Here is an 18,378-nt window from a genome sequence, read left to right on the forward strand (position 1 = left end):
GTCGCCGGTCCGAGTTGACGACGCTCGGGCCGGCAGGCTACGTCTGGACAAAAGCATATCCATAAGGGTGGAGCAGACGTGGCAGGAAGACTTGTTGTAGCGGGGGGCGGCCAGGCCGCCTTTGCCCTGGTTGCCAAATTGAGAGCGCTGAAGGACGAGCGTCCGATCACGATCGTCGCGGGCGAGGCAAGTTTCCCCTACCAGCGACCGCCGCTTTCGAAGAAATACCTGCTGCGCGAGATGGATCTGGAGCGGCTGCTCTATCGGCCGGCCGCCTGGTATGGCGAGCACGATATCGATATCCGTCTCTCGACCACCGTTACCGCTATCGACCGCGCCGCTCGTACGGTCAGCTTGAGCGATGGCTCGATTCTCGACTATGAGACGCTGGCGATCGCCACCGGATCGACGCCGCGCCGCCTGCCGGATGCCGTCGGCGGTAATCTGGAAGGCGTCTATGTCGTCCGTGATTTCATCGATGCCGACAAGTTGGCCGACGAAATGAAGCCCGGTCGCCGCGCGCTGATCATTGGTGGTGGTTACATCGGCCTTGAGGCGGCGGCTGTTGCCCGCAACCTCGGTCTGGACGTTACCGTCATCGAGATGGCTGACCGCATCCTGCAACGTGTTGCGTCTGCAGCGACGTCCTCGATCGTGCGTGAGATACACACTACGCGGGGAGTCGATATCCGCGAAGGCGCCGGCCTCGTCAGACTTGTCGGTATTGATGGCCGCGTCACGGCCGCTGAACTGACCGATGGCACGACGCTCCCCGTCGATCTCGTCATCGTCGGCATCGGTGTCGTCGCGAACGACACAATTGCCCACGATGCCGGTCTGGCCGTTGCCAACGGCATTCTCGTGGATGAATTCGGGCGCACGGAAGATCCCGCCATCCATGCCATGGGCGACTGTGCGGTCCTGCCTTTCAAGGGGCTGAACATCCGCCTGGAATCGGTACAGAATGCGGTTGATCAGGCCGAGGCCGTCGCCGCTCTTCTCGCTGGCGGTTCTGCACCGTATGAGCCCAAGCCCTGGTTCTGGTCTGATCAGTATGACGTGAAGCTGCAGATCGCCGGATTCGGACTCGGCCATGACGAAACGATCGTTCGCGCCGGCCAACGGGAAGGCAGCGTCTCCGTCTGGTATTTCCGCCAGGGCAAATTTATCGCCGTCGATGCGATCAACGACGCCAAGGCCTATGTCACGGGAAAGAAGCTTCTGGATCTCGGCGTGACGCCGGAGCGCGCCGCTCTGGAAGATCCGGCTACGGATCTGAAAACCCTGCTGCAATAAGGCGCTCGGCTCTTACTGATGGCTCGCGAAGTAGCTGCGGGTTTCGAGCTGGAAGCGCGGGAAGAAGAACATGCCGAGCAGCGCGCCGGAATAGCGCTGCTCAAGGCCGGATGATTCTCCAACGCAGAACACCGGCTGCTTGCGGCCCGAAAGTGTCACGATCGTCGTTGAGTAGCAGAAGGACGAAGAGGTGGTGGCCGCCTGCTCGAAAAGCTCGAGCACATGGTTACGGTCGCCCTGGTCGTAGCACCGCACCAGATTGAGCAAGCCACATTCCGTCTGGTCGAGGCCGTGCAGGGATGCGGCGTTTTCACCGATGCGAAACAGGCCGTTCGACAGGTCGCCAGACCACGCTTCCGAAATACAGAACTGCCCAAGCATCTCCTGGCTGCTTTCCGCAAGAGAAAGCGCGCCGGGAATCGGGAACTGCGAAAGACCCGCTCGGGCAATTTTAAACACGATCTGCTCTCGAATAGGCGGAAAGTCTGGACGTCATGCGTCGGTCTCATCGGTATGTTCGGCAAGAAGTTCCAGATGTTGTAAAATATCCAGAAAGCTTACAGGTATTCTATACATCGTATTTCTTGCGTAACTGTCTAAATGCAATGCCCGTAAAATTTCCGATGAATGGCCAAAGGAAAGAGGCGTGCTCTATGCGAGAAGGACTATACGATATGTGCTGTCGAATCAAAGTGATGTTCGCTGCACAGTTAATACGAAAAAATTGACTGATATTGTTTTCGAATCTTTCGTATTTTTACTCCCCGTGAAACTTTCGTTCACTTGGGGCGTCTTTATAATTGCTTTTTCTTTCGCATCAATGGGGTTTCTGCAAATATTTCACAGCCTTGGTTATATTAGCTAACACTCCATGTTTGCACTCTTGAGAATACGCCATGAGCTGTTGGTCGCAATGGGGCATTTGCCGTATGTGGCAACCAATCTTGGGGCAATGACAAGGGTATTTATACGGTTGAATAGCAAAAAGGGCGGCCCGAAGACCCGCCCTTTCGAATTCGCCAACAAGGCATTTATTACATCATGCCGCCCATGCCGCCATTTCAGCGCGCTTGACGCGCTGAAACACTTTTGAACATGGGCGAAGCTTGATGATCGTCATTCAGTAATAAGGCGGACGCCTTATTACATCATGCCGCCCATACCGCCCATGCCGCCCATGTCAGGCATGCCGCCGCCGGCCGAATCCTTCTTCGGCAGTTCGGCAATCATGGCTTCCGTGGTGATCAGCAGCGAAGCAACCGAAGCTGCGTTCTGCAGAGCCGTACGGACAACCTTGACCGGATCGACGATACCCATGGCGATCATGTCGCCGAATTCGCCGGTCTGGGCGTTGTAGCCGAAGTTGTCGGTGTTGCTTTCGAGGATCTTGCCAACGATGATCGAGCCTTCGTCGCCTGCGTTTTCAGCGATCTGGCGAACCAGCGACTGAAGTGCCTTGCGGATGATCGAGATACCGGCGGTCTGATCGTCGTTTGCGCCCTTGAGGTCGAGAACGATCGAGGCGCGGAGCAGAGCCGTACCACCACCAGGAACGATACCTTCCTGAACGGCAGCGCGCGTTGCGTTCAGCGCGTCGTCGATACGGTCCTTCTTTTCCTTCACTTCGATTTCGGTCGCACCGCCAACGCGGATGACGGCAACGCCGCCAGCGAGCTTGGCAAGGCGTTCCTGCAGCTTTTCGCGGTCGTAATCGGAAGTGGTTTCTTCGATCTGGCCCTTGATCTGGGCAACGCGGCCTTCGATTTCGGCCTTCTTGCCAGCGCCATCGACGATGGTGGTGTTTTCCTTGGAGATCGAAACCTTCTTCGCACGGCCGAGCATTTCGAGCGTGACGTTTTCCAGCTTGATGCCGATGTCTTCGGAGATGACCTGGCCACCGGTCAGGATAGCGATGTCTTCGAGCATGGCCTTGCGGCGATCGCCGAAGCCCGGAGCCTTGACGGCAGCGATCTTCAGGCCGCCACGCAGCTTGTTGACGACGAGGGTCGCAAGAGCTTCGCCTTCGACGTCTTCCGAGATGATGAGGAGCGGCTTGCCGGTCTGAACGACGGCTTCGAGAACCGGAAGCATTGCCTGCAGGTTGGAAAGCTTCTTCTCATGGAGAAGGATGTAAGCGTCTTCCAGTTCGGCAACCATCTTTTCAGGGTTGGTCACGAAGTAGGGCGACAGGTAGCCGCGGTCGAACTGCATGCCTTCGACGACTTCGAGTTCGGTTTCGGCGGTCTTGGCTTCTTCAACCGTGATGACGCCTTCATTGCCGACCTTCTGCATCGCTTCAGCGATGTACTGGCCGATTTCCTTTTCGCCGTTGGCGGAGATCGTGCCGACCTGGGCCACTTCTTCCGAAGTGTTGATCTTCTTTGCCTTGGCAACGAGGTCCTTGACGATGGCTGCGACTGCAAGGTCGATGCCGCGCTTCAGGTCCATCGGGTTCATCCCGGCTGCAACGGCCTTGCCGCCTTCGCGAACGATAGCCTGGGCGAGAACGGTCGCGGTCGTGGTGCCGTCACCGGCGATGTCGTTGGTCTTCGAAGCAACTTCGCGAACCATCTGGGCGCCCATGTTCTCGAACTTGTCTTCCAGTTCGATTTCCTTGGCGACCGATACGCCGTCCTTGGTGATGCGCGGAGCGCCGAAGGACTTGTCGATGATGACGTTGCGACCCTTCGGGCCGAGCGTTACCTTCACTGCGTCAGCGAGGATATCGACGCCGCGCAGCATCTTTTCGCGCGCGGTACGGCCGAACTTAATTTCTTTGGCTGCCATGATAAAAACTCCCGGGCTGATGCCCAATTGGTTTTTGGAATGTGGAAAGTGATAACCGGCTCAGATCAGCCGATAACGCCCATGATGTCGGCTTCCTTCATGATCAGAAGGTCTTCGCCGTTGAGCTTGACTTCGGTGCCCGACCACTTGCCGAACAGAACGCGGTCGCCAGCCTTGACGTCGAGCGCGATGAGCGTGCCCTTGTCGTCACGGGTGCCGGTGCCGACCGCGACGATTTCGCCTTCCTGCGGCTTTTCCTTGGCGGTATCAGGAATGATGATGCCGCCCTTGGTCTTTGCTTCAGACTCGACGCGACGTACAACGACGCGGTCATGCAGCGGGCGGAAATTGGTGCTTGTCATTGTCTAATCCCTCGATCAAATGACTTCACGGATCGCATCGTGGATCCGATGGATGATATTAGCACTCTCCAGAAGTGAGTGCTAGCGGCTCCGAGATAGGGATGGCCGACGATTGAGTCAAGAATGGGTCGGTAAAATTCTTTTCCGGCGAAAATAGTTGACTTGTTTTGGGCTTTTTTGTCTAGTTTGCGCATGGGGTCTGCGAATGCCCCACGAGGCGTCACGCCATCATTTCGCGTCCAATCCCACGAAGGACGTAAATCATGGCTTCCTACAACGCTATCTCCACAGAAAAACTCGTCCGCCTGATCGGCACCCCCAAGGGGCCGGTTGTTATCGATGTGCGCGACGATGAGGATTTCGCCGCCCGGCCGCTTCTCCTGCCCGCTTCCTTCCGGCGTCGATATGAAGACGTGCGGCAATGGGGTGCGGATTATCGCAGCCGCTGGGTCGTCGTGGTCTGCCAGAAGGGCAAGAAACTCAGCGAGGGCGCCGCAGCCTGGCTGCGAAATGCCGGGGCTGTGGCGGAAACGCTGGAAGGCGGGTTCGAAGCCTGGCAGTCCGCCCAGCTGCCGCTTGTTCCGGTCGCTGTCCTGCCGGATGAAAATGCCGGCGGCGGCACGGTCTGGGTCACGCGCTCCCGTCCAAAGATCGACCGCATTGCCTGCCCCTGGCTGATCCGCCGCTTCATCGATCCGGCCGCAACGTTTCTCTTCGTCGCTGCCCCGGAAGTCGAAGCCGTCGCAGATCGGTTCGGCGCCACGCCATTCGACGTGGAAAATGCGTTCTGGAGCCACAGGGGCGAGGACTGTACCTTTGACACGATGGTCAAGGAGTTCGGTCTCTCATTTCCGGCACTTCAGCATCTGTCTTTGATTGTGCGCGCCGCCGATACCGACCGGCTCGATCTGGTTCCAGAAGCGGCCGGTTTGCTCGCGGCATCGCTCGGCCTTTCCCGTATGTTCGCCGACGATCTGGAGCAACTGGAAGCGGGGATGGCGCTCTATGATGCCTTTTATCGCTGGGCGCGTGACGCCACACAGGAAAAGCACGAATGGGTCCAGCACGTCGCGAAAAGGGCCAAAACCAATGAATGAGGCGGTGCAGGTTGAGGCTCCTCCTGCGCATCCGACATTCGCCGAGGCCGCCGGGGTCTGGGCGAAGATCGGGCTCCTCAGCTTTGGCGGGCCTGCGGGACAGATTGCCCTGATGCACAAGGAACTGGTGGAAGAGCGCCGCTGGATTTCCGAAAGCCGGTTTCTGCACGCGCTGAATTTCTGCATGCTTTTGCCAGGCCCGGAGGCCCAGCAGCTTGCCACCTATATCGGCTGGTTGCTGCATGGCGGGCGTGGCGGCATTGTTGCGGGAATGCTGTTCGTGCTGCCGGGCTTTTTCGTCATCCTCGGCCTGTCTTCGGCCTATGCGCTGTTTCAGCAAACCGACTGGTTGACGAGCCTGTTCTTCGGGTTGAAGGCAGCGGTGCTGGCCATCGTCATCGAGGCGGTCATCCGCGTCGGCCGCCGGGCGCTGAAAACCCGGTTTGCGGTGATCACCGCGGCACTCGCCTTCGCGGCGCTGTTCTTCTTCGATTTACCGTTTCCGCTTGTCGTTCTCGCGGCGGGCTTGGCCGGTTACACCGCCACCCGCGTGCAGTCGGTGAAGAAGATAACTGCAGCGGTGGTGAAAGGGGCGCTGTCCGACCAGCGCTCGGTCATCGACAGCGATTTCCCGGACATCGTTTCGTCCTGGAGCAGGGCGGTGAAAGTCCTCGGCATATGGGTTGCGCTTTGGATCGCGCCGTTCATAGCGATCGGCGCGATGATCGGCTTCGACAATGTCTACACCGCCATCGGCCTGTTCTTCTCGAAGATGGCGGTGGTGACCTTCGGTGGCGCCTATGCGGTGCTTGCCTACGTCGCGCAGCAGGCAGTAGCCACCTATCATTGGCTGAAGCCTGGGGAGATGCTGGACGGCCTGGCGCTGGCTGAGACGACGCCGGGGCCACTGGTGCTTGTGCTCTCTTTTGTCGGGTTCATGGCCGCCTTTCGCACGCCGCTCGGGCTCGATCAGCTCTGGGCCGGCGTGCTGGGGGCGACGCTTGCCACCTGGGTCACCTTCATTCCCTGCTTCCTTTGGATTTTCCTCGGCGCTCCATATGTTGAGACGCTGCGCAACAACAGGGCGTTGACGGGCGCGCTGGCAGCGATCTCGGCAGCCGTCACCGGCGTCATTCTCAATCTGGCGGTCTGGTTCGGTCTGCATGTCCTTTTTGCAGAGGTAGACCGCTATGCGATCGGGCCGCTTTCGATGCCGCTGCCCGCCTGGCAGACGTTCCAGCCGGCCGCATTTTTCCTGACGATTCTGGCCGCTCTGCTGATCTTCAGGCTGAAGCGCGGCATCGTCACCACGCTTGCAGTCTGCGCCGCCGCTGGCTGGGTGATCCGCATTTTTTGAAAAAATCCACCGCATGGAAAGCCCAAATCCTTGGGATTCGGACTTCATTTTCCGGATCGTGTCTTGTGTTTTCGGCGCTTGCCTGCGATGTCACCTCCAATAATTTTTTCTGCAGGAAGCCAGCATGGCCGCTCGGATCAACAGTTTTCGCGACATTGCCAGCCGCTATGATGTGGTTCTGTGCGACGTCTGGGGCGTGCTGCACAATGGCATCGCGGCTTTCAAGGAAGCCTGCGAGGCGTTGATCGAGGCGCGTTCGCGCGGGTTGACCGTCGTTCTCATCACCAATTCCCCCCGTCCGCATCCCGGCGTCATCGTTCAGATCCGTGGTCTTGGCGTGCCGGATACGGCCTATGATCGCATCGTGACGTCAGGTGATGTCACCCGAGCGCTGATCTCGGCCGGACAAAAAAAGATCTATTTCATCGGCGCCGAGAAGGATTTCCCCCTGCTCGACGGGCTCGATGTCGACATGGTTTCCTCCGAAAGTGCCGAAATCATCGTTTGCGCCGGTTTCTTCGACGACGAAACGGAAACGCCGGATGATTACCGCGCCACGCTCGCCGGGCTTGCCCGCCGCAAGATCCCCTTCATCTGCGCCAATCCGGACCTGGTGGTCGAGCGCGGCCACCGGCTGATCCCCTGCGCCGGCGCTATTGCCAAGGTCTATGAAGATCTCGGCGGCGAGACACGCATTTCCGGCAAGCCCTATGTGCCGATGTACCGGGCGTCGCTCTCGGAAGCCAAGGCGATCCGGGGCGGCATCGATCTGTCGCGGGTGATCGCCATCGGCGACGGCATGCCGACGGACGTCAAGGGCGCACAGGATTTCGGCCTTGACGTTCTCTATATCAGTGCCGGCATCCACGCGCGCGAATACATGAACGAGGAAAAGACCGACGAGACGAAGCTCAACGCTTTCCTCAAGAGTGAAGGGGCGACGCCGAAATGGTGGATGCCCCGTTTGGCCTGACGAGTTGGCGCTGTGACGATGACCGTATTCCATCGCAATGAGGCCCGACAGCCACTTCCCGAAGCACTGAGAGGCGGTGTGATCGCCATCGGCAATTTCGACGGCGTGCATCGTGGCCATCAATCCGTGCTGAACCGCGCGCTGGAGGAAGCCCGCGAACGGGGCGTGCCGGCGCTGGTGCTGACGTTCGAGCCGCATCCGCGCACCGTGTTCCGGCCTGATATCCCCGTGTTTCGCCTGACGCCGGCGCCGCTGAAAGCCCGTATCCTCGAAGGCATGGGTTTCTCCGCCGTCATGGAGTTTCCCTTCGATCGCACCTTCGCCGAGCTTTCGGCCTCCGCCTTCATCAAGACGATCCTGCTCGACTGGCTGCACGCCAGCCACGTCGTCACCGGCTTCGATTTCCATTTCGGTAACGGTAGGGAAGGTGGCCCGGCCTTCCTGATGGCCGCCGGTGGCGAGCATGGTTTTGGCGTGACGCTGGTCGACGCCTTCCGCGATGAAAACGCGTCGGTCATCTCCTCAAGCCATATCCGTGCACTGCTTGCCGAGGGCGATGTTGCGCAGGCAGCCGGTCTGCTTGGCTATCGTTACACGGTGGAAGCTGAAGTGATCGATGGCAAGAAGCTCGGCCGCACGCTGGGCTACCCCACCGCCAACATGCAGCTTCCGCCCGAAGTCGAGCTGCGCAACGGCATCTACGCCGTCAAGTTCCGCCGCCCCGACGGCAGCGTGCACAACGGCGTCGCCAGTTTTGGCAAGCGCCCGACCGTCGACAGCGACGGCCACGCGTTGCTCGAAACCTTCGTCTTCGATTTCAATGACAGCCTCTACGGCGAGGTCTGTTCCGTCTCCTTCTTCGGCCATCTGCGCGATGAGCTGAAGTTCGACGGACTCGATCCGCTGGTCGTGCAGATGAAGAAGGATGACGAGGAGGCGCGCGCCTTGTTATCCGGCGTCAAGCCGCTCAGTATTATCGACAGCAAGGTCGCCTTTGCGGCTGATTCAATTCCCGAAGGATAATCCCGATGGCCACCACGCCCCGCCGTCCCGTCAGCGCCATGGATGCCGCAGAAGCACTGTTCAAGCCGGTCAAGAAGCCGGCGGCTCCAGCCGTTGAGAAGCGTGCGCTGCCGGAGGTGAAGGAGCTCGTATCCCTGAAGCTCGACAGCGCCATCGTGGAGTTTTTCCAGGAGGGCGGCCCGGGCTGGCAGGATCGCATCAATGATGCCCTGCGCGCGGTGATGCAGAACGAGCGCGGCGCATAACCTTCCGGCGCGAGCCAAAGGCCATCTTGGTCGCCGCAAGCCTCTTCCTTTTCACGCGAAAACCGCTTAAACAACCGCCACCATGACCCGATATCGTCGATTGATACGTGATCAGCGAATTATTGGCCCGGCCTTCCCAGCGCTTTGATAGCCGCCGGAAGGTCCGGGTTTTAGGCGTTCCACCGGACGCCACCGTTATCCCCTTGAAGACATCCCCTTCGCATGCGCGGCGACACGCGCTTACAAGTGATTGCAAAAACCATGACCGATACCGTTGAAACGATCGACTATTCGAAAACCCTCTATCTGCCCGAGACCGATTTCCCGATGCGCGCCGGCCTGCCGCAGAAGGAGCCGGAAACCGTTGCCCGCTGGCAGCAGATGGACCTTTACAAGAAGCTCCGCGCCTCCGCCGCCGGCCGTGAAAAATTCGTGCTGCATGACGGCCCTCCCTATGCCAACGGCAACATCCACATCGGCCACGCGCTGAACAAGATCCTCAAGGATGTCATCACCCGCTCGTTCCAGATGCGCGGTTTTGACTCGAACTACGTTCCGGGCTGGGATTGCCACGGCCTGCCGATCGAGTGGAAGATCGAGGAAGAGAATTACCGCGCCAAGGGCAAGGCCAAGCCTGATCTGAAGCAGCCCGACGCGATGATCGAGTTCCGCAAGGAATGCCGCGCCTACGCCGAAAAGTGGATCAAGATCCAGGGCGACGAATTCAAGCGCCTCGGCATCGTCGGCGATTTCGACAATCCGTACCTGACGATGAACTTCCACGCGGAAAGCCGCATCGCCGGCGAACTCTTGAAGATCGCCATGAGCGGCCAGCTCTATCGCGGCTCCAAGCCGATCATGTGGTCGGTCGTCGAGCGCACGGCGCTGGCGGAAGCGGAAGTCGAGTATCATGACTACGAGAGCGACACGATCTGGGTGAAGTTCCCGATCGAGAGTGTTGTGACAATTGGCGACCCTGTACAGGCTGCGTCCTATATGGATGATCTCCGTGGAGCCCACGTTGTCATCTGGACCACCACGCCTTGGACCATCCCGGGCAACCGCGCCATCGCCTATTCGCCGAAGGTTGCTTATGGTCTCTACGAGGTCACTGCTGCTGAGAACGATTTTGGCCCGCGCCCAGGCGAAAAGCTCATCTTTGCTGATGCGCTTGCTGAAGAATCTGCGGCCAAGTCCAAGTTGACCTTCAAGCGCCTTCGCAACGTATCTGCTGACGATCTCGCGGCGATCACCGCCGCGCACCCCCTCAAGGGCATCGGTGGCGGCTACGAATATACCGTCCCGCTGCTCGCCGGCGATCACGTCACCGACGACGCCGGTACCGGTTTCGTGCACACCGCTCCCTCTCACGGCCGCGAAGACTTCGAGGCCTGGATGTCCAGCATCAAGGAACTCGAAGCGCGCGGCATCGACCCCCGTATCCCGTTCCCGGTCGATGACAGCGGCACTTACACCGCTGATGCCCCCGGCTTCGAGGGCGCGCGCGTCATGGACGACAACGGCAAGAAGGGCGATGCCAACGACCGCGTCATCAAGGCGTTGATCGAGCGCAACGCGCTCTTTGCCCGCGGCCGCCTGAAGCATTCCTATCCGCACTCGTGGCGCTCCAAGAAGCCGATCATCTTTCGCAACACGCCGCAGTGGTTCGTCTATATGGACAAGGACCTCAAGGACGGCACGACGCTGCGCACCCGCGCGCTGACCGCGATCGACGACACCCGCTTCGTGCCGTCAGCCGGCCAGAACCGTTTGCGCGCCATGATCGAGCAGCGTCCGGACTGGGTGCTGTCGCGCCAGAGGGCGTGGGGCGTGCCGATCTGCGTATTCGTCGATGAAGAGGGCAATGTTCTGCAGGACGAGGGCGTCAACGCCCGCATCCTCGAAGCCTTTGACGCCGAAGGTGCCGACGCCTGGTTCGCAGCCGGTGCCAAGGAACGTTTCCTCGGCAACGGTCACGATCCGGAAAAGTGGACCCAGGTCATGGACATCCTCGATGTCTGGTTTGACTCTGGCTCGACCCACACCTTCACGCTGGAGGATCGCCCGGACCTGAAATGGCCGGCCGACGTCTATCTCGAAGGCTCCGACCAGCATCGCGGCTGGTTCCATTCCTCGCTGCTGGAATCTGCCGCCACCCGCGGCCGCGCGCCCTATGACACGGTCATCACCCATGGCTTCACCATGGATGAGAAGGGCCAGAAGATGTCGAAATCGCTCGGCAACGTCGTCTCGCCGCAGGATGTGATGAAGGACTCGGGCGCCGATATTCTGCGCCTCTGGGTCATGACCACCGACTACTGGGAAGATCAGCGCCTCGGCAAGACGATCATCCAGACGAATGTCGATGCCTATCGCAAGCTCAGGAACACCATCCGCTGGATGCTCGGCACGCTGGCCCACGACAAGGGCGAGGAGATCGCCCGTGACGAGATGCCGGAACTCGAGCGCCTGATGCTGCACCGTCTGGCCGAACTCGATGTCGTCGTGCGCGAAGGCTACGACGCCTTCGATTTCAAGAAGATCGCGCGCGCGCTCATCGATTTCTCGAATGTCGAGCTGTCGGCCTTCTATTTCGACGTGCGCAAGGACACGCTCTATTGCGACGCCCCGTCGAGCCCGCGCCGTCTTGCAAGCCTTGCGGTCATCCGCAAGCTGTTCGAATGCCTCGTCACCTGGCTTGCCCCGATGCTGCCCTTCACCACCGAAGAAGCATGGCTGTCGCTGAAGCCTGATGCCGTCTCTGTGCATCTGGAGCAGTTCCCGCATGTGCCGGCCGAGTGGCTGGACCCAGCATTGGCGGAGAAGTGGAAGAAGATCCGCACCGTGCGCAAGGTCGTGACCGGCGCACTGGAAGTCGAGCGCCGCGAAAAGCGCATCGGCTCCTCGCTGGAAGCGGCTCCTGTCGTGCACGTCGCTGACGCCGAACTGCGCACCGCCCTCGAAGGTCAGGATTTCTCGGAAATCTGCATCACCTCCGATATCCGCATTGTCGCGGATGGCGGCCCGGCCGATGCCTTCCGTCTGGATGATGTCGCAGATGTCAGCGTCGAGGCGACGCTTGCCGAAGGTCGCAAATGCGCCCGCTCCTGGCGCATAACTGCGGATGTCGGTTCCGATCCGGCCTTCCCGGACGTGTCGGCGCGCGACGCCGCGGCCTTGCGGGAGCTCGGCTTCGCATCCTGAGCCATAAGCCCAAAAGATCGGAACGCGGAAAACCTTTCACAGTTTTCCGCATTCCGTTTTACGGTTTGTTAACCGTTTGAATTGCTCTTTTAGGGAGGCTCCGGTAAAACCTGCCTGAAATTTGGCGGATTTTCACGCCATGGGGCGCGGGGCGGTCTCCAATTTGGTGTCGAGCCGGCTTTGCTGGAAGGGTTTTGATGGGAATGACACGAGAGTTTCGAGTGTATGCCGCCGTTGCAGGCATTGTTGCCGGCAGTGCGATCCTGACCGGTTGCCTGGGCGATCCCACCTATGGCACCAACAAATCGTCCGGTGAGCACCTGCTTGATGACCTGGGCAGCGCCGTCAGCCTTGAGACGCCCGATGCCAAGGATGCTGCCAAGGTGAAATACCAACCGCGTGGCGCCCTCGTGCTGCCGGCGGAGCAGGAAAAGACCGCGCTCGTCCAGCCGCAGGAATCGGCCACCAAGGACAATCCGCAATGGCTGGAATCGCCGGAGGACACCCGCCAGCGCCTGCGCGAAGAGGCAGACGCCAATGCCGACGATCCGACCTACGTCTCGCCGCTCGCCAAGTCCAACGCAAACGGCCGCGCCCTGACTGCCAAGGAGCAGCAGGACGCCTATCGCGAAGCCCGCAAGGTGCAGATGGGCGCCTATGCCGACAAGCGCCGCTTCCTCAGCGATCCACCGCTCGAATATCGCAAGCTGCCGGAAGAAGCGACCGCCGATCTCGGCGAGCCCGAGAAGGACAAGGAACGCCGCCGCAAGAAGGATGCCCAGATTCAGGGCACCGGCAAGAAGTGGTGGCAGGTCTTCTGATAATACTGGCCCGAAGCTCGCTTCGGGCCTTTTGCTTTCCGTGGTGGTTTCCCTCTTCTCCCCAGCGGGGAAAAGATGCCCAAAGGGCAGATGAGGAGAGCTCCGCCGAGAATTCCGAGCCAGCCGCCTTTACCCCCCTCTGTCGGCTCTGCCGACATCTCCCCCTCAAGGGGGGAGATTGGGTCGAGAGGCCGCCTCCTGCCAATCTCCCGCTTGAGGGGGAGACGCCCGACAGGGCAGAGCGGGGGGGGGAGGGCGGCAAACTCAGCTCGCCGATAAACCCTTGTCCTGCTTCGCATAATCTTCCACTCCTGATCGGGTTCCCTCCATGACGCTTTCCATCCGCCAAGCCATGCGCGCCGACGTGCCGGTAATCCTCAACTTCATCCGCGAACTTGCCGTCTACGAAAAGGCGGGTCATGAAGTCGAGGCTACCGAGGCTACCGAGGCTTCGCTGGAAGAAGCATTGTTCGGCCCGGATTCGGTCACGAAAGCCGCTATCTGCGAGAGGGATGGCGTGGCTGCTGGATTTGCCTGCTGGTTCCTGAGCTTCTCCACCTGGCAGGCAAGGAACGGCCTTTATCTCGAAGACCTCTATGTGACGACCGAACACCGCGGTTCCGGCGCCGGCAAGGCGCTGCTGCGCCATCTGGCCAAGATCGCGATCGACACCGGCTGCGGCCGCTTCGAATGGAGCGTGCTCGACTGGAACGAGCCCGCCATCCGCATCTACGAGGCGATCGGTGCCGAGCCGATGAGCGAATGGACGCGCTACCGCCTGTCCGGACAGGCCCTCGCGACCTTCGCGGCGGGCTGAACAGCTTCAAAAAAATCTCAAGAAAATTTCGTCTGGCTGTCGATCTGCCCGATGCTTGTTCGTCGTATGCTCAGGAGAGCCGCAGTGGCTTCCAAGACCAGAGGAGTAAGACGATGCGTGTGATGGTGATCGTAAAGGCGACCGAGGATAGCGAAGCGGGCATCATGCCCACGACCGAACTCCTGGAAGCCATGGGCAACTACAATGAAGAGCTGGTCAATGCCGGCATCATGCTGGCCGGCGATGGCCTTCATCCCTCGGTCAAGGGCAAGCGGATTGCATTCGATGGCCCAAGCCGCACCGTCAGCGACGGCCCCTTCGCAGAAACGCGCGAACTGATCGCCGGGTTCTGGCTGTGGGAAGTCAAGGACATGGCCGAAGCGGTCGAATGGGCGAAACGCTGCCCCAACCCCATGCTCGGTCCAAGCGAACTCGAAATCCGTCAGGTTTTCGAAGCTTCCGATTTCGGCGCGGAGCTGACGCCCGAAATCGCAGAGCAGGAAGAGCGGCTGCGCGAGAAGCTCACGAAGGCCTGAGCCTGATTGCTGTCGTCTTGTCGGGCGCCATGTTCTTCCCATAAGCTCGCGGCGTGACGACGAGAGAGATACATCAGGCAATTGAAACGGTATTCCGCATCGAGCGGGCAAGGCTGATCGGCGGCCTCGCCCGGATGGTGAGGGACATCGGTCTAGCCGAGGAGCTGGCGCAGGATGCCCTCGTGATCGCGCTTTCCGAATGGCCGAAGACCGGGGTTCCGGCAAATCCGGGGGCTTGGCTGACGGCCGCCGCCAAGAGGCGGGCAATCGATGGTTTCCGCCGTCGCGAAATGCAGGCGCGAAAGCATGCCGAGATCGGCCGTGACATCGAGAGCGAGCAGGCATCGGGTGTCGAGCACATCGAGGCCGCCATGGACGACGATATCGGCGACGAACTCTTAAGCCTGATCTTCACTGCCTGCCATCCGGTGTTGTCGCCAGAGGCGCGTGCAGCCCTGACGTTGCGGTTGATCGGCGGGCTGACGGCGCAAGAGATCGCCCGCGCCTTCCTCTCCAGCGAAGCCACCATCGCTCAGCGCATCGTCCGCGCCAAGAAGACCATTGCCAAGGCGGATCTCGTCTATGAGGTTCCACGCGGCGAAGAGCGGCGGGCGCGGCTGGAATCAGTGCTGTCGGTGATCTATCTGATCTTCAACGAGGGCTATGCCGCGACCAGCGGACCGGACCTGATACGCCCGACGCTCTCTCTTGAGGCGCAACGCCTGGGCCGCATCCTTGCAGGCCTGATGCCAAACGAACCGGAGGTGTTCGGCCTGCTCGCACTCATGGAGTTACAGTCCTCCCGTTTTGCCGCCCGCGTCGGCGCGGACGGCCTGCCGGTGCCGCTCGATAAACAGAACCGGGCCAGATGGGACCGCCTGGCGATCCGCCGCGGTCTGGCTGCCCTTGAACACGCCCATGCACTTGGCGGCGCGTCAGGACCTCACGTGCTCCAGGCCGATCTCGCCGCCTGTCATGCAAGGGCGCTGAAGGCAGAGGATACGGACTGGGAAAGGATTGCCGGCCTTTATGACCGGCTTGTCGAGGTCATGCCGTCACCGGTCGTCGAGCTCAATCGCGCCGTTGCCTACACCATGGCTTTCGGCCCGGATGCTGGCCTGGAGATCGTCGAAGGGATCGAGAAGAGCGGTGCGCTTGCCAACTACGCCCTGCTGCCGGCGGCCAAAGGAGACTTCCTCTTCCGCGCGAACCGCTTGTCGGAAGCGAAAGTGAAATTCCAGGAAGCGGCGGCGCTGAGCAAGAATGAGAAGGAAAAGGTCTTCTTGCTTATACGTGCCGCCGATTGTCGTTAGGATTCAATCCCGCCGTTCCCGAAAGAACTCCCTGAGAATGGCGCTTGCCTCGCTTTCGGCCATGCCGGAATAGACATCCGGCTGGTGGTGGCAGGTGGGCTGACGATAGAAGCGAACGCCGTTGTCGACGCCGCCGCCCTTCGGATCCTCCGCCCCATAGTAAAGACGCCGGATGCGGGCAAAGGAGATCGCCGCGGTGCACATGGTGCAGGGTTCGAGCGTGACGTAGAGATCGGCATCGATCAGCCGCTCGGAGCCCAGTTTCGCGGATGCCTCCCGAATGGCTTCGATCTCTGCATGGGAGGATATATCGTTGAGCTCACGGGTGCGGTTTCCAGCGCGCCCGATGACCTCGCCGGCATGCACGACGACAGCACCGATCGGTACTTCACCGCGTTCGCCGGCGCGGCGGGCCTCGTCGAGCGCCAATTCCATGAAACGATTGCGGTCAGTCATCCGGAAGACCCGTGATATTTTCTCTTAACCCTTGGCCCCCGACCTGATAGGACAGCCTCAAAAGGCAGGCAACACAAATGACACCCAAAGACAAGTCCGAACGCCCCGGAGCCAAGCGCGCCGGCCAGGCGAGCAAATTCTCCGCAGGCAAGCCTCGGAGCGACAAGCCCTATGGCGACAAGGCCGACAGGGCTGACAAACCCTATGGCGCAAAGCCCTTCGGCGATAAGCCGCGCGGCGGCAAGCCCGTGGGCGCAAAATCCGCACCCCGCTCGCCGAAGCCGGAAGCAGACGCAGACAGGCCGCGTCGACCACGGCCGGCGGCTGCCGAAACAGCTTCGGCAGCGCCCGATGAGCCGCAGCGCATTTCCAAGATCCTTGCCCGCGTCGGCGTCGCGTCACGCCGCGATATCGAGCGCATGATCATGGAAGGTCGTGTTTCGCTCAACGGCAAGGTGCTGGATTCGCCTGTTGTAAACGTGACGCTGGCGGATAAGATCGAAGTCGACGGGCAGCCGATCCGCGGTATCGAGCGTACACGCCTCTGGCTCTATCACAAGCCGGCCGGGCTGGTGACCACGAATTCCGATCCGGAAGGCCGTGCCACCGTGTTCGACCGCCTGCCGGAAGACCTGCCGCGCGTTCTCTCCATCGGCCGCCTCGACATCAACACCGAAGGCCTGCTGCTGCTGACCAATGACGGCGGTCTCGCCCGCGTGCTCGAACTGCCCGCCACCGGCTGGCTGCGCCGCTACCGCGTGCGCGCCCACGGCGAGATCGACCAGGCTGGCCTCGACAAGCTGAAGGACGGCATCGCCGTCGACGGCGTGCTCTATGGCAGCATCGAAGCGACGCTCGACAAGGTTCAGGGTTCCAACGTCTGGATCACCATGGGTCTTCGCGAAGGCAAGAACCGCGAGATCAAGAACGTGCTCGGCGCGCTCGGCCTCGAGGTCAATCGCCTGATCCGCATTTCCTACGGTCCGTTCCAGCTCGGTGAACTGGCGGAAGGCCACGCCCAGGAAATCCGCGGCCGCACGCTGCGCGACCAGCTGGGGCCGCGCCTGATCGAAGACGCCAAGGCCAATTTTGAAGCGCCTATCTTCGATGCCGCGCCGGAAGAGGAAGAGAAGCCGAAGAAGACTGAGCGTCCCGCATGGGGAGGCGAGGACCGCGGAGGGTTCCGTGAGAAGCCGTCCGACAAACGCGAACGCGCGCTGTCGCGCCTCGACACGCGCCGTGATGAACGTGGCGGTGGCCGTCCGGATCGCAAGGGCGGTCGTGACGAAGCTCCATCCTTTGCAGATCGGCCGAAGCGCGAACCGGCTCACCGTGCCCGCAAGACCAACGTCTGGATGGCGCCGGGCGCTCGCCCCGTTGCCGAAAAGAAACCGAAGGGCACCGAAGCCGCTGCAGCCGATACGCCGCTGCGCCGCGAACGCCCGGAAGGCGCGCCGAAGTCGAAGCGCTACGGCCGTAACAACGAAGGACAGCTGGTGAAGTCGGGTCGCAAGTTTGATCCGGATCGCAAGCGGCCCTCCAGCATGGATCGGCCCGACAGCGGCCCACGCGTCGTCGTCAAGCGCGCGGAAGACGACAACGACTGGATCCGTGGCGAGGAAGCTCCGCAGCGTGACGATCGTCGCGATGGCGGTGACCGCAAGCGCGGCTTCGGCGGTGACGACCGCAAGCCCCGTGATTTCGGTGATCGCCCGCCGCGCCGCGAAGGTGCAGGCGGCTTTTCGGATCGCGCCCGTGGAGATCGCCCGGACGGAGAGCGTCCGCGCAAGCCGTTTGGTGACAAGCCTGCTGGCGGCAGGCCGTTCCGTGAGGGTGGCGACCGCAAGCCGAGAGACTTCGGCGATCGGCCGGAAGGTGATCGTCCGCGGGGCAAAAGCTTTGGCGGAAAGAGCTTCGGAGGCGACAAGCCTGCGGGTGCCCGACCTGCCGGCAAGCCTTTCGGTGCTAAATCCGGTGGTCCGCGCGGCGGTAAACCCGGCGGCCGTCCGGCTGGTGGAAAGCCTTCGGGTCGACCCTCCGGTAGCGGCAAGCCTGCCGGCGGTGGCAAGCCGCGCGGTCGCGGGAACTGAT

General features: G+C 61.1%; 16 protein-coding genes. 12 read left to right on the forward strand and 4 right to left on the reverse strand.

From position 1 onward, the window contains the following. Positions 1–78: 78 nt before the first annotated feature. Positions 79–1,296, forward strand: coding sequence for an NAD(P)/FAD-dependent oxidoreductase (locus tag QO002_RS07130; protein ID WP_307228085.1), 1,218 nt, complete (start codon positions 79–81; stop codon positions 1,294–1,296). Positions 1,297–1,308: 12 nt separating this feature from the next. On the opposite strand, the gene QO002_RS07135 is transcribed toward QO002_RS07130, so the two are convergent. From QO002_RS07135 to groES, 3 genes are all read right to left on the reverse strand, one after another. Further along, complete coding sequence (locus tag QO002_RS07135) at positions 1,309–1,755, reverse strand: hypothetical protein (protein WP_307228088.1); 447 nt, start codon at positions 1,753–1,755, stop codon at positions 1,309–1,311. A 684-nt stretch (positions 1,756–2,439) separates the two neighbouring features. Next, positions 2,440–4,083 carry a chaperonin GroEL gene (groL, locus tag QO002_RS07140; protein WP_113316572.1) on the reverse strand — a complete coding sequence of 548 codons (1,644 nt, stop codon included), beginning with the start codon at positions 4,081–4,083 and terminating at the stop codon, positions 2,440–2,442. Positions 4,084–4,148: 65 nt separating this feature from the next. Next, positions 4,149–4,445, reverse strand: a complete 297-nt coding sequence (gene groES / locus QO002_RS07145) for a co-chaperone GroES (protein ID WP_307228091.1) — start codon at positions 4,443–4,445, stop codon at positions 4,149–4,151. 263 nt (positions 4,446–4,708) lie between these two features. On the opposite strand from groES, the gene QO002_RS07150 reads away from it, so the two are divergent. The 10 genes from QO002_RS07150 to QO002_RS07195 all read left to right on the forward strand — a co-directional run bounded on the left by QO002_RS07150 (position 4,709) and on the right by QO002_RS07195 (position 15,831). After that, complete coding sequence (locus tag QO002_RS07150; RefSeq protein WP_307228093.1) at positions 4,709–5,542, forward strand: chromate resistance protein ChrB domain-containing protein; 834 nt, start codon at positions 4,709–4,711, stop codon at positions 5,540–5,542. Beyond that, positions 5,535–6,899, forward strand: a complete 1,365-nt coding sequence (gene chrA, locus QO002_RS07155; protein ID WP_307228095.1) for a chromate efflux transporter — start codon at positions 5,535–5,537, stop codon at positions 6,897–6,899. The genes QO002_RS07150 and chrA overlap by 8 nt, the downstream gene beginning before the upstream one ends. 124 nt (positions 6,900–7,023) lie before the next feature. Continuing rightward, positions 7,024–7,872, forward strand: coding sequence for a TIGR01459 family HAD-type hydrolase (locus tag QO002_RS07160; protein WP_307228096.1), 849 nt, complete (start codon positions 7,024–7,026; stop codon positions 7,870–7,872). Positions 7,873–7,890: 18 nt separating this feature from the next. Then, positions 7,891–8,895, forward strand: a complete 1,005-nt coding sequence (locus tag QO002_RS07165; protein WP_307228098.1) for a bifunctional riboflavin kinase/FAD synthetase — start codon at positions 7,891–7,893, stop codon at positions 8,893–8,895. A gap of 5 nt (positions 8,896–8,900) precedes the next feature. Then, on the forward strand, positions 8,901–9,140 hold the full coding sequence (locus QO002_RS07170) for a BrnA antitoxin family protein (protein WP_307228100.1): 240 nt from the start codon (positions 8,901–8,903) through the stop codon (positions 9,138–9,140). Between the two features lie 261 nt (positions 9,141–9,401). Next, positions 9,402–12,344 (forward strand): isoleucine--tRNA ligase, encoded by a 2,943-nt coding sequence (ileS, locus tag QO002_RS07175; protein ID WP_307228102.1) that lies wholly within the window; start codon positions 9,402–9,404, stop codon positions 12,342–12,344. 197 nt (positions 12,345–12,541) lie between these two features. Next, positions 12,542–13,165: a hypothetical protein gene (locus QO002_RS07180; RefSeq protein WP_307228104.1), complete on the forward strand. Its 624-nt coding sequence runs from the start codon at positions 12,542–12,544 to the stop codon at positions 13,163–13,165. Positions 13,166–13,493: 328 nt separating this feature from the next. Continuing rightward, positions 13,494–13,982: a GNAT family N-acetyltransferase gene (locus QO002_RS07185; RefSeq protein ID WP_307228106.1), complete on the forward strand. Its 489-nt coding sequence runs from the start codon at positions 13,494–13,496 to the stop codon at positions 13,980–13,982. A 113-nt stretch (positions 13,983–14,095) separates the two neighbouring features. Continuing rightward, positions 14,096–14,518 (forward strand): YciI family protein, encoded by a 423-nt coding sequence (locus QO002_RS07190; protein WP_307228108.1) that lies wholly within the window; start codon positions 14,096–14,098, stop codon positions 14,516–14,518. 53 nt (positions 14,519–14,571) lie between these two features. After that, a complete protein-coding gene (locus QO002_RS07195; RefSeq protein ID WP_307228110.1) occupies positions 14,572–15,831 on the forward strand; it encodes an RNA polymerase sigma factor in 1,260 nt (419 codons plus the stop codon). 3 nt (positions 15,832–15,834) lie between these two features. Here QO002_RS07195 and QO002_RS07200 read toward each other — a convergent pair whose 3' ends face one another. Further along, positions 15,835–16,287 (reverse strand): nucleoside deaminase, encoded by a 453-nt coding sequence (locus QO002_RS07200; protein ID WP_307228112.1) that lies wholly within the window; start codon positions 16,285–16,287, stop codon positions 15,835–15,837. Positions 16,288–16,364: 77 nt separating this feature from the next. Between QO002_RS07200 and QO002_RS07205 the strand changes: the two genes are divergently transcribed. Continuing rightward, on the forward strand, positions 16,365–18,377 hold the full coding sequence (locus QO002_RS07205) for a pseudouridine synthase (RefSeq protein ID WP_307228115.1): 2,013 nt from the start codon (positions 16,365–16,367) through the stop codon (positions 18,375–18,377). Position 18,378: the final 1 nt, after the last annotated feature.

Origin of the sequence: Pararhizobium capsulatum DSM 1112 (assembly GCF_030814475.1) — a bacterium.
In the GTDB taxonomy this organism is placed as follows: domain Bacteria; phylum Pseudomonadota; class Alphaproteobacteria; order Rhizobiales; family Rhizobiaceae; genus Pararhizobium; species Pararhizobium capsulatum.

Bases quoted from the DNA above. Each gene is read 5' to 3' on its own strand.
- groL (WP_113316572.1), bottom strand. From the start codon at position 4,083: ATGGCAGCCAAAGAAATTAAGTTCGGCCGTACCGCGCGCGAAAAGATG.
- groES (WP_307228091.1), bottom strand. From the start codon at position 4,445: ATGACAAGCACCAATTTCCGCCCGCTGCATGACCGCGTCGTTGTACGT.
- QO002_RS07150 (WP_307228093.1), top strand. From the start codon at position 4,709: ATGGCTTCCTACAACGCTATCTCCACAGAAAAACTCGTCCGCCTGATC.
- chrA (WP_307228095.1), top strand. From the start codon at position 5,535: ATGAATGAGGCGGTGCAGGTTGAGGCTCCTCCTGCGCATCCGACATTC.
- QO002_RS07160 (WP_307228096.1), top strand. From the start codon at position 7,024: ATGGCCGCTCGGATCAACAGTTTTCGCGACATTGCCAGCCGCTATGAT.
- QO002_RS07165 (WP_307228098.1), top strand. From the start codon at position 7,891: ATGACCGTATTCCATCGCAATGAGGCCCGACAGCCACTTCCCGAAGCA.
- QO002_RS07170 (WP_307228100.1), top strand. From the start codon at position 8,901: ATGGCCACCACGCCCCGCCGTCCCGTCAGCGCCATGGATGCCGCAGAA.
- ileS (WP_307228102.1), top strand. From the start codon at position 9,402: ATGACCGATACCGTTGAAACGATCGACTATTCGAAAACCCTCTATCTG.
- QO002_RS07180 (WP_307228104.1), top strand. From the start codon at position 12,542: ATGGGAATGACACGAGAGTTTCGAGTGTATGCCGCCGTTGCAGGCATT.
- QO002_RS07185 (WP_307228106.1), top strand. From the start codon at position 13,494: ATGACGCTTTCCATCCGCCAAGCCATGCGCGCCGACGTGCCGGTAATC.
- QO002_RS07190 (WP_307228108.1), top strand. From the start codon at position 14,096: ATGCGTGTGATGGTGATCGTAAAGGCGACCGAGGATAGCGAAGCGGGC.
- QO002_RS07200 (WP_307228112.1), bottom strand. From the start codon at position 16,287: ATGACTGACCGCAATCGTTTCATGGAATTGGCGCTCGACGAGGCCCGC.
- QO002_RS07205 (WP_307228115.1), top strand. From the start codon at position 16,365: ATGACACCCAAAGACAAGTCCGAACGCCCCGGAGCCAAGCGCGCCGGC.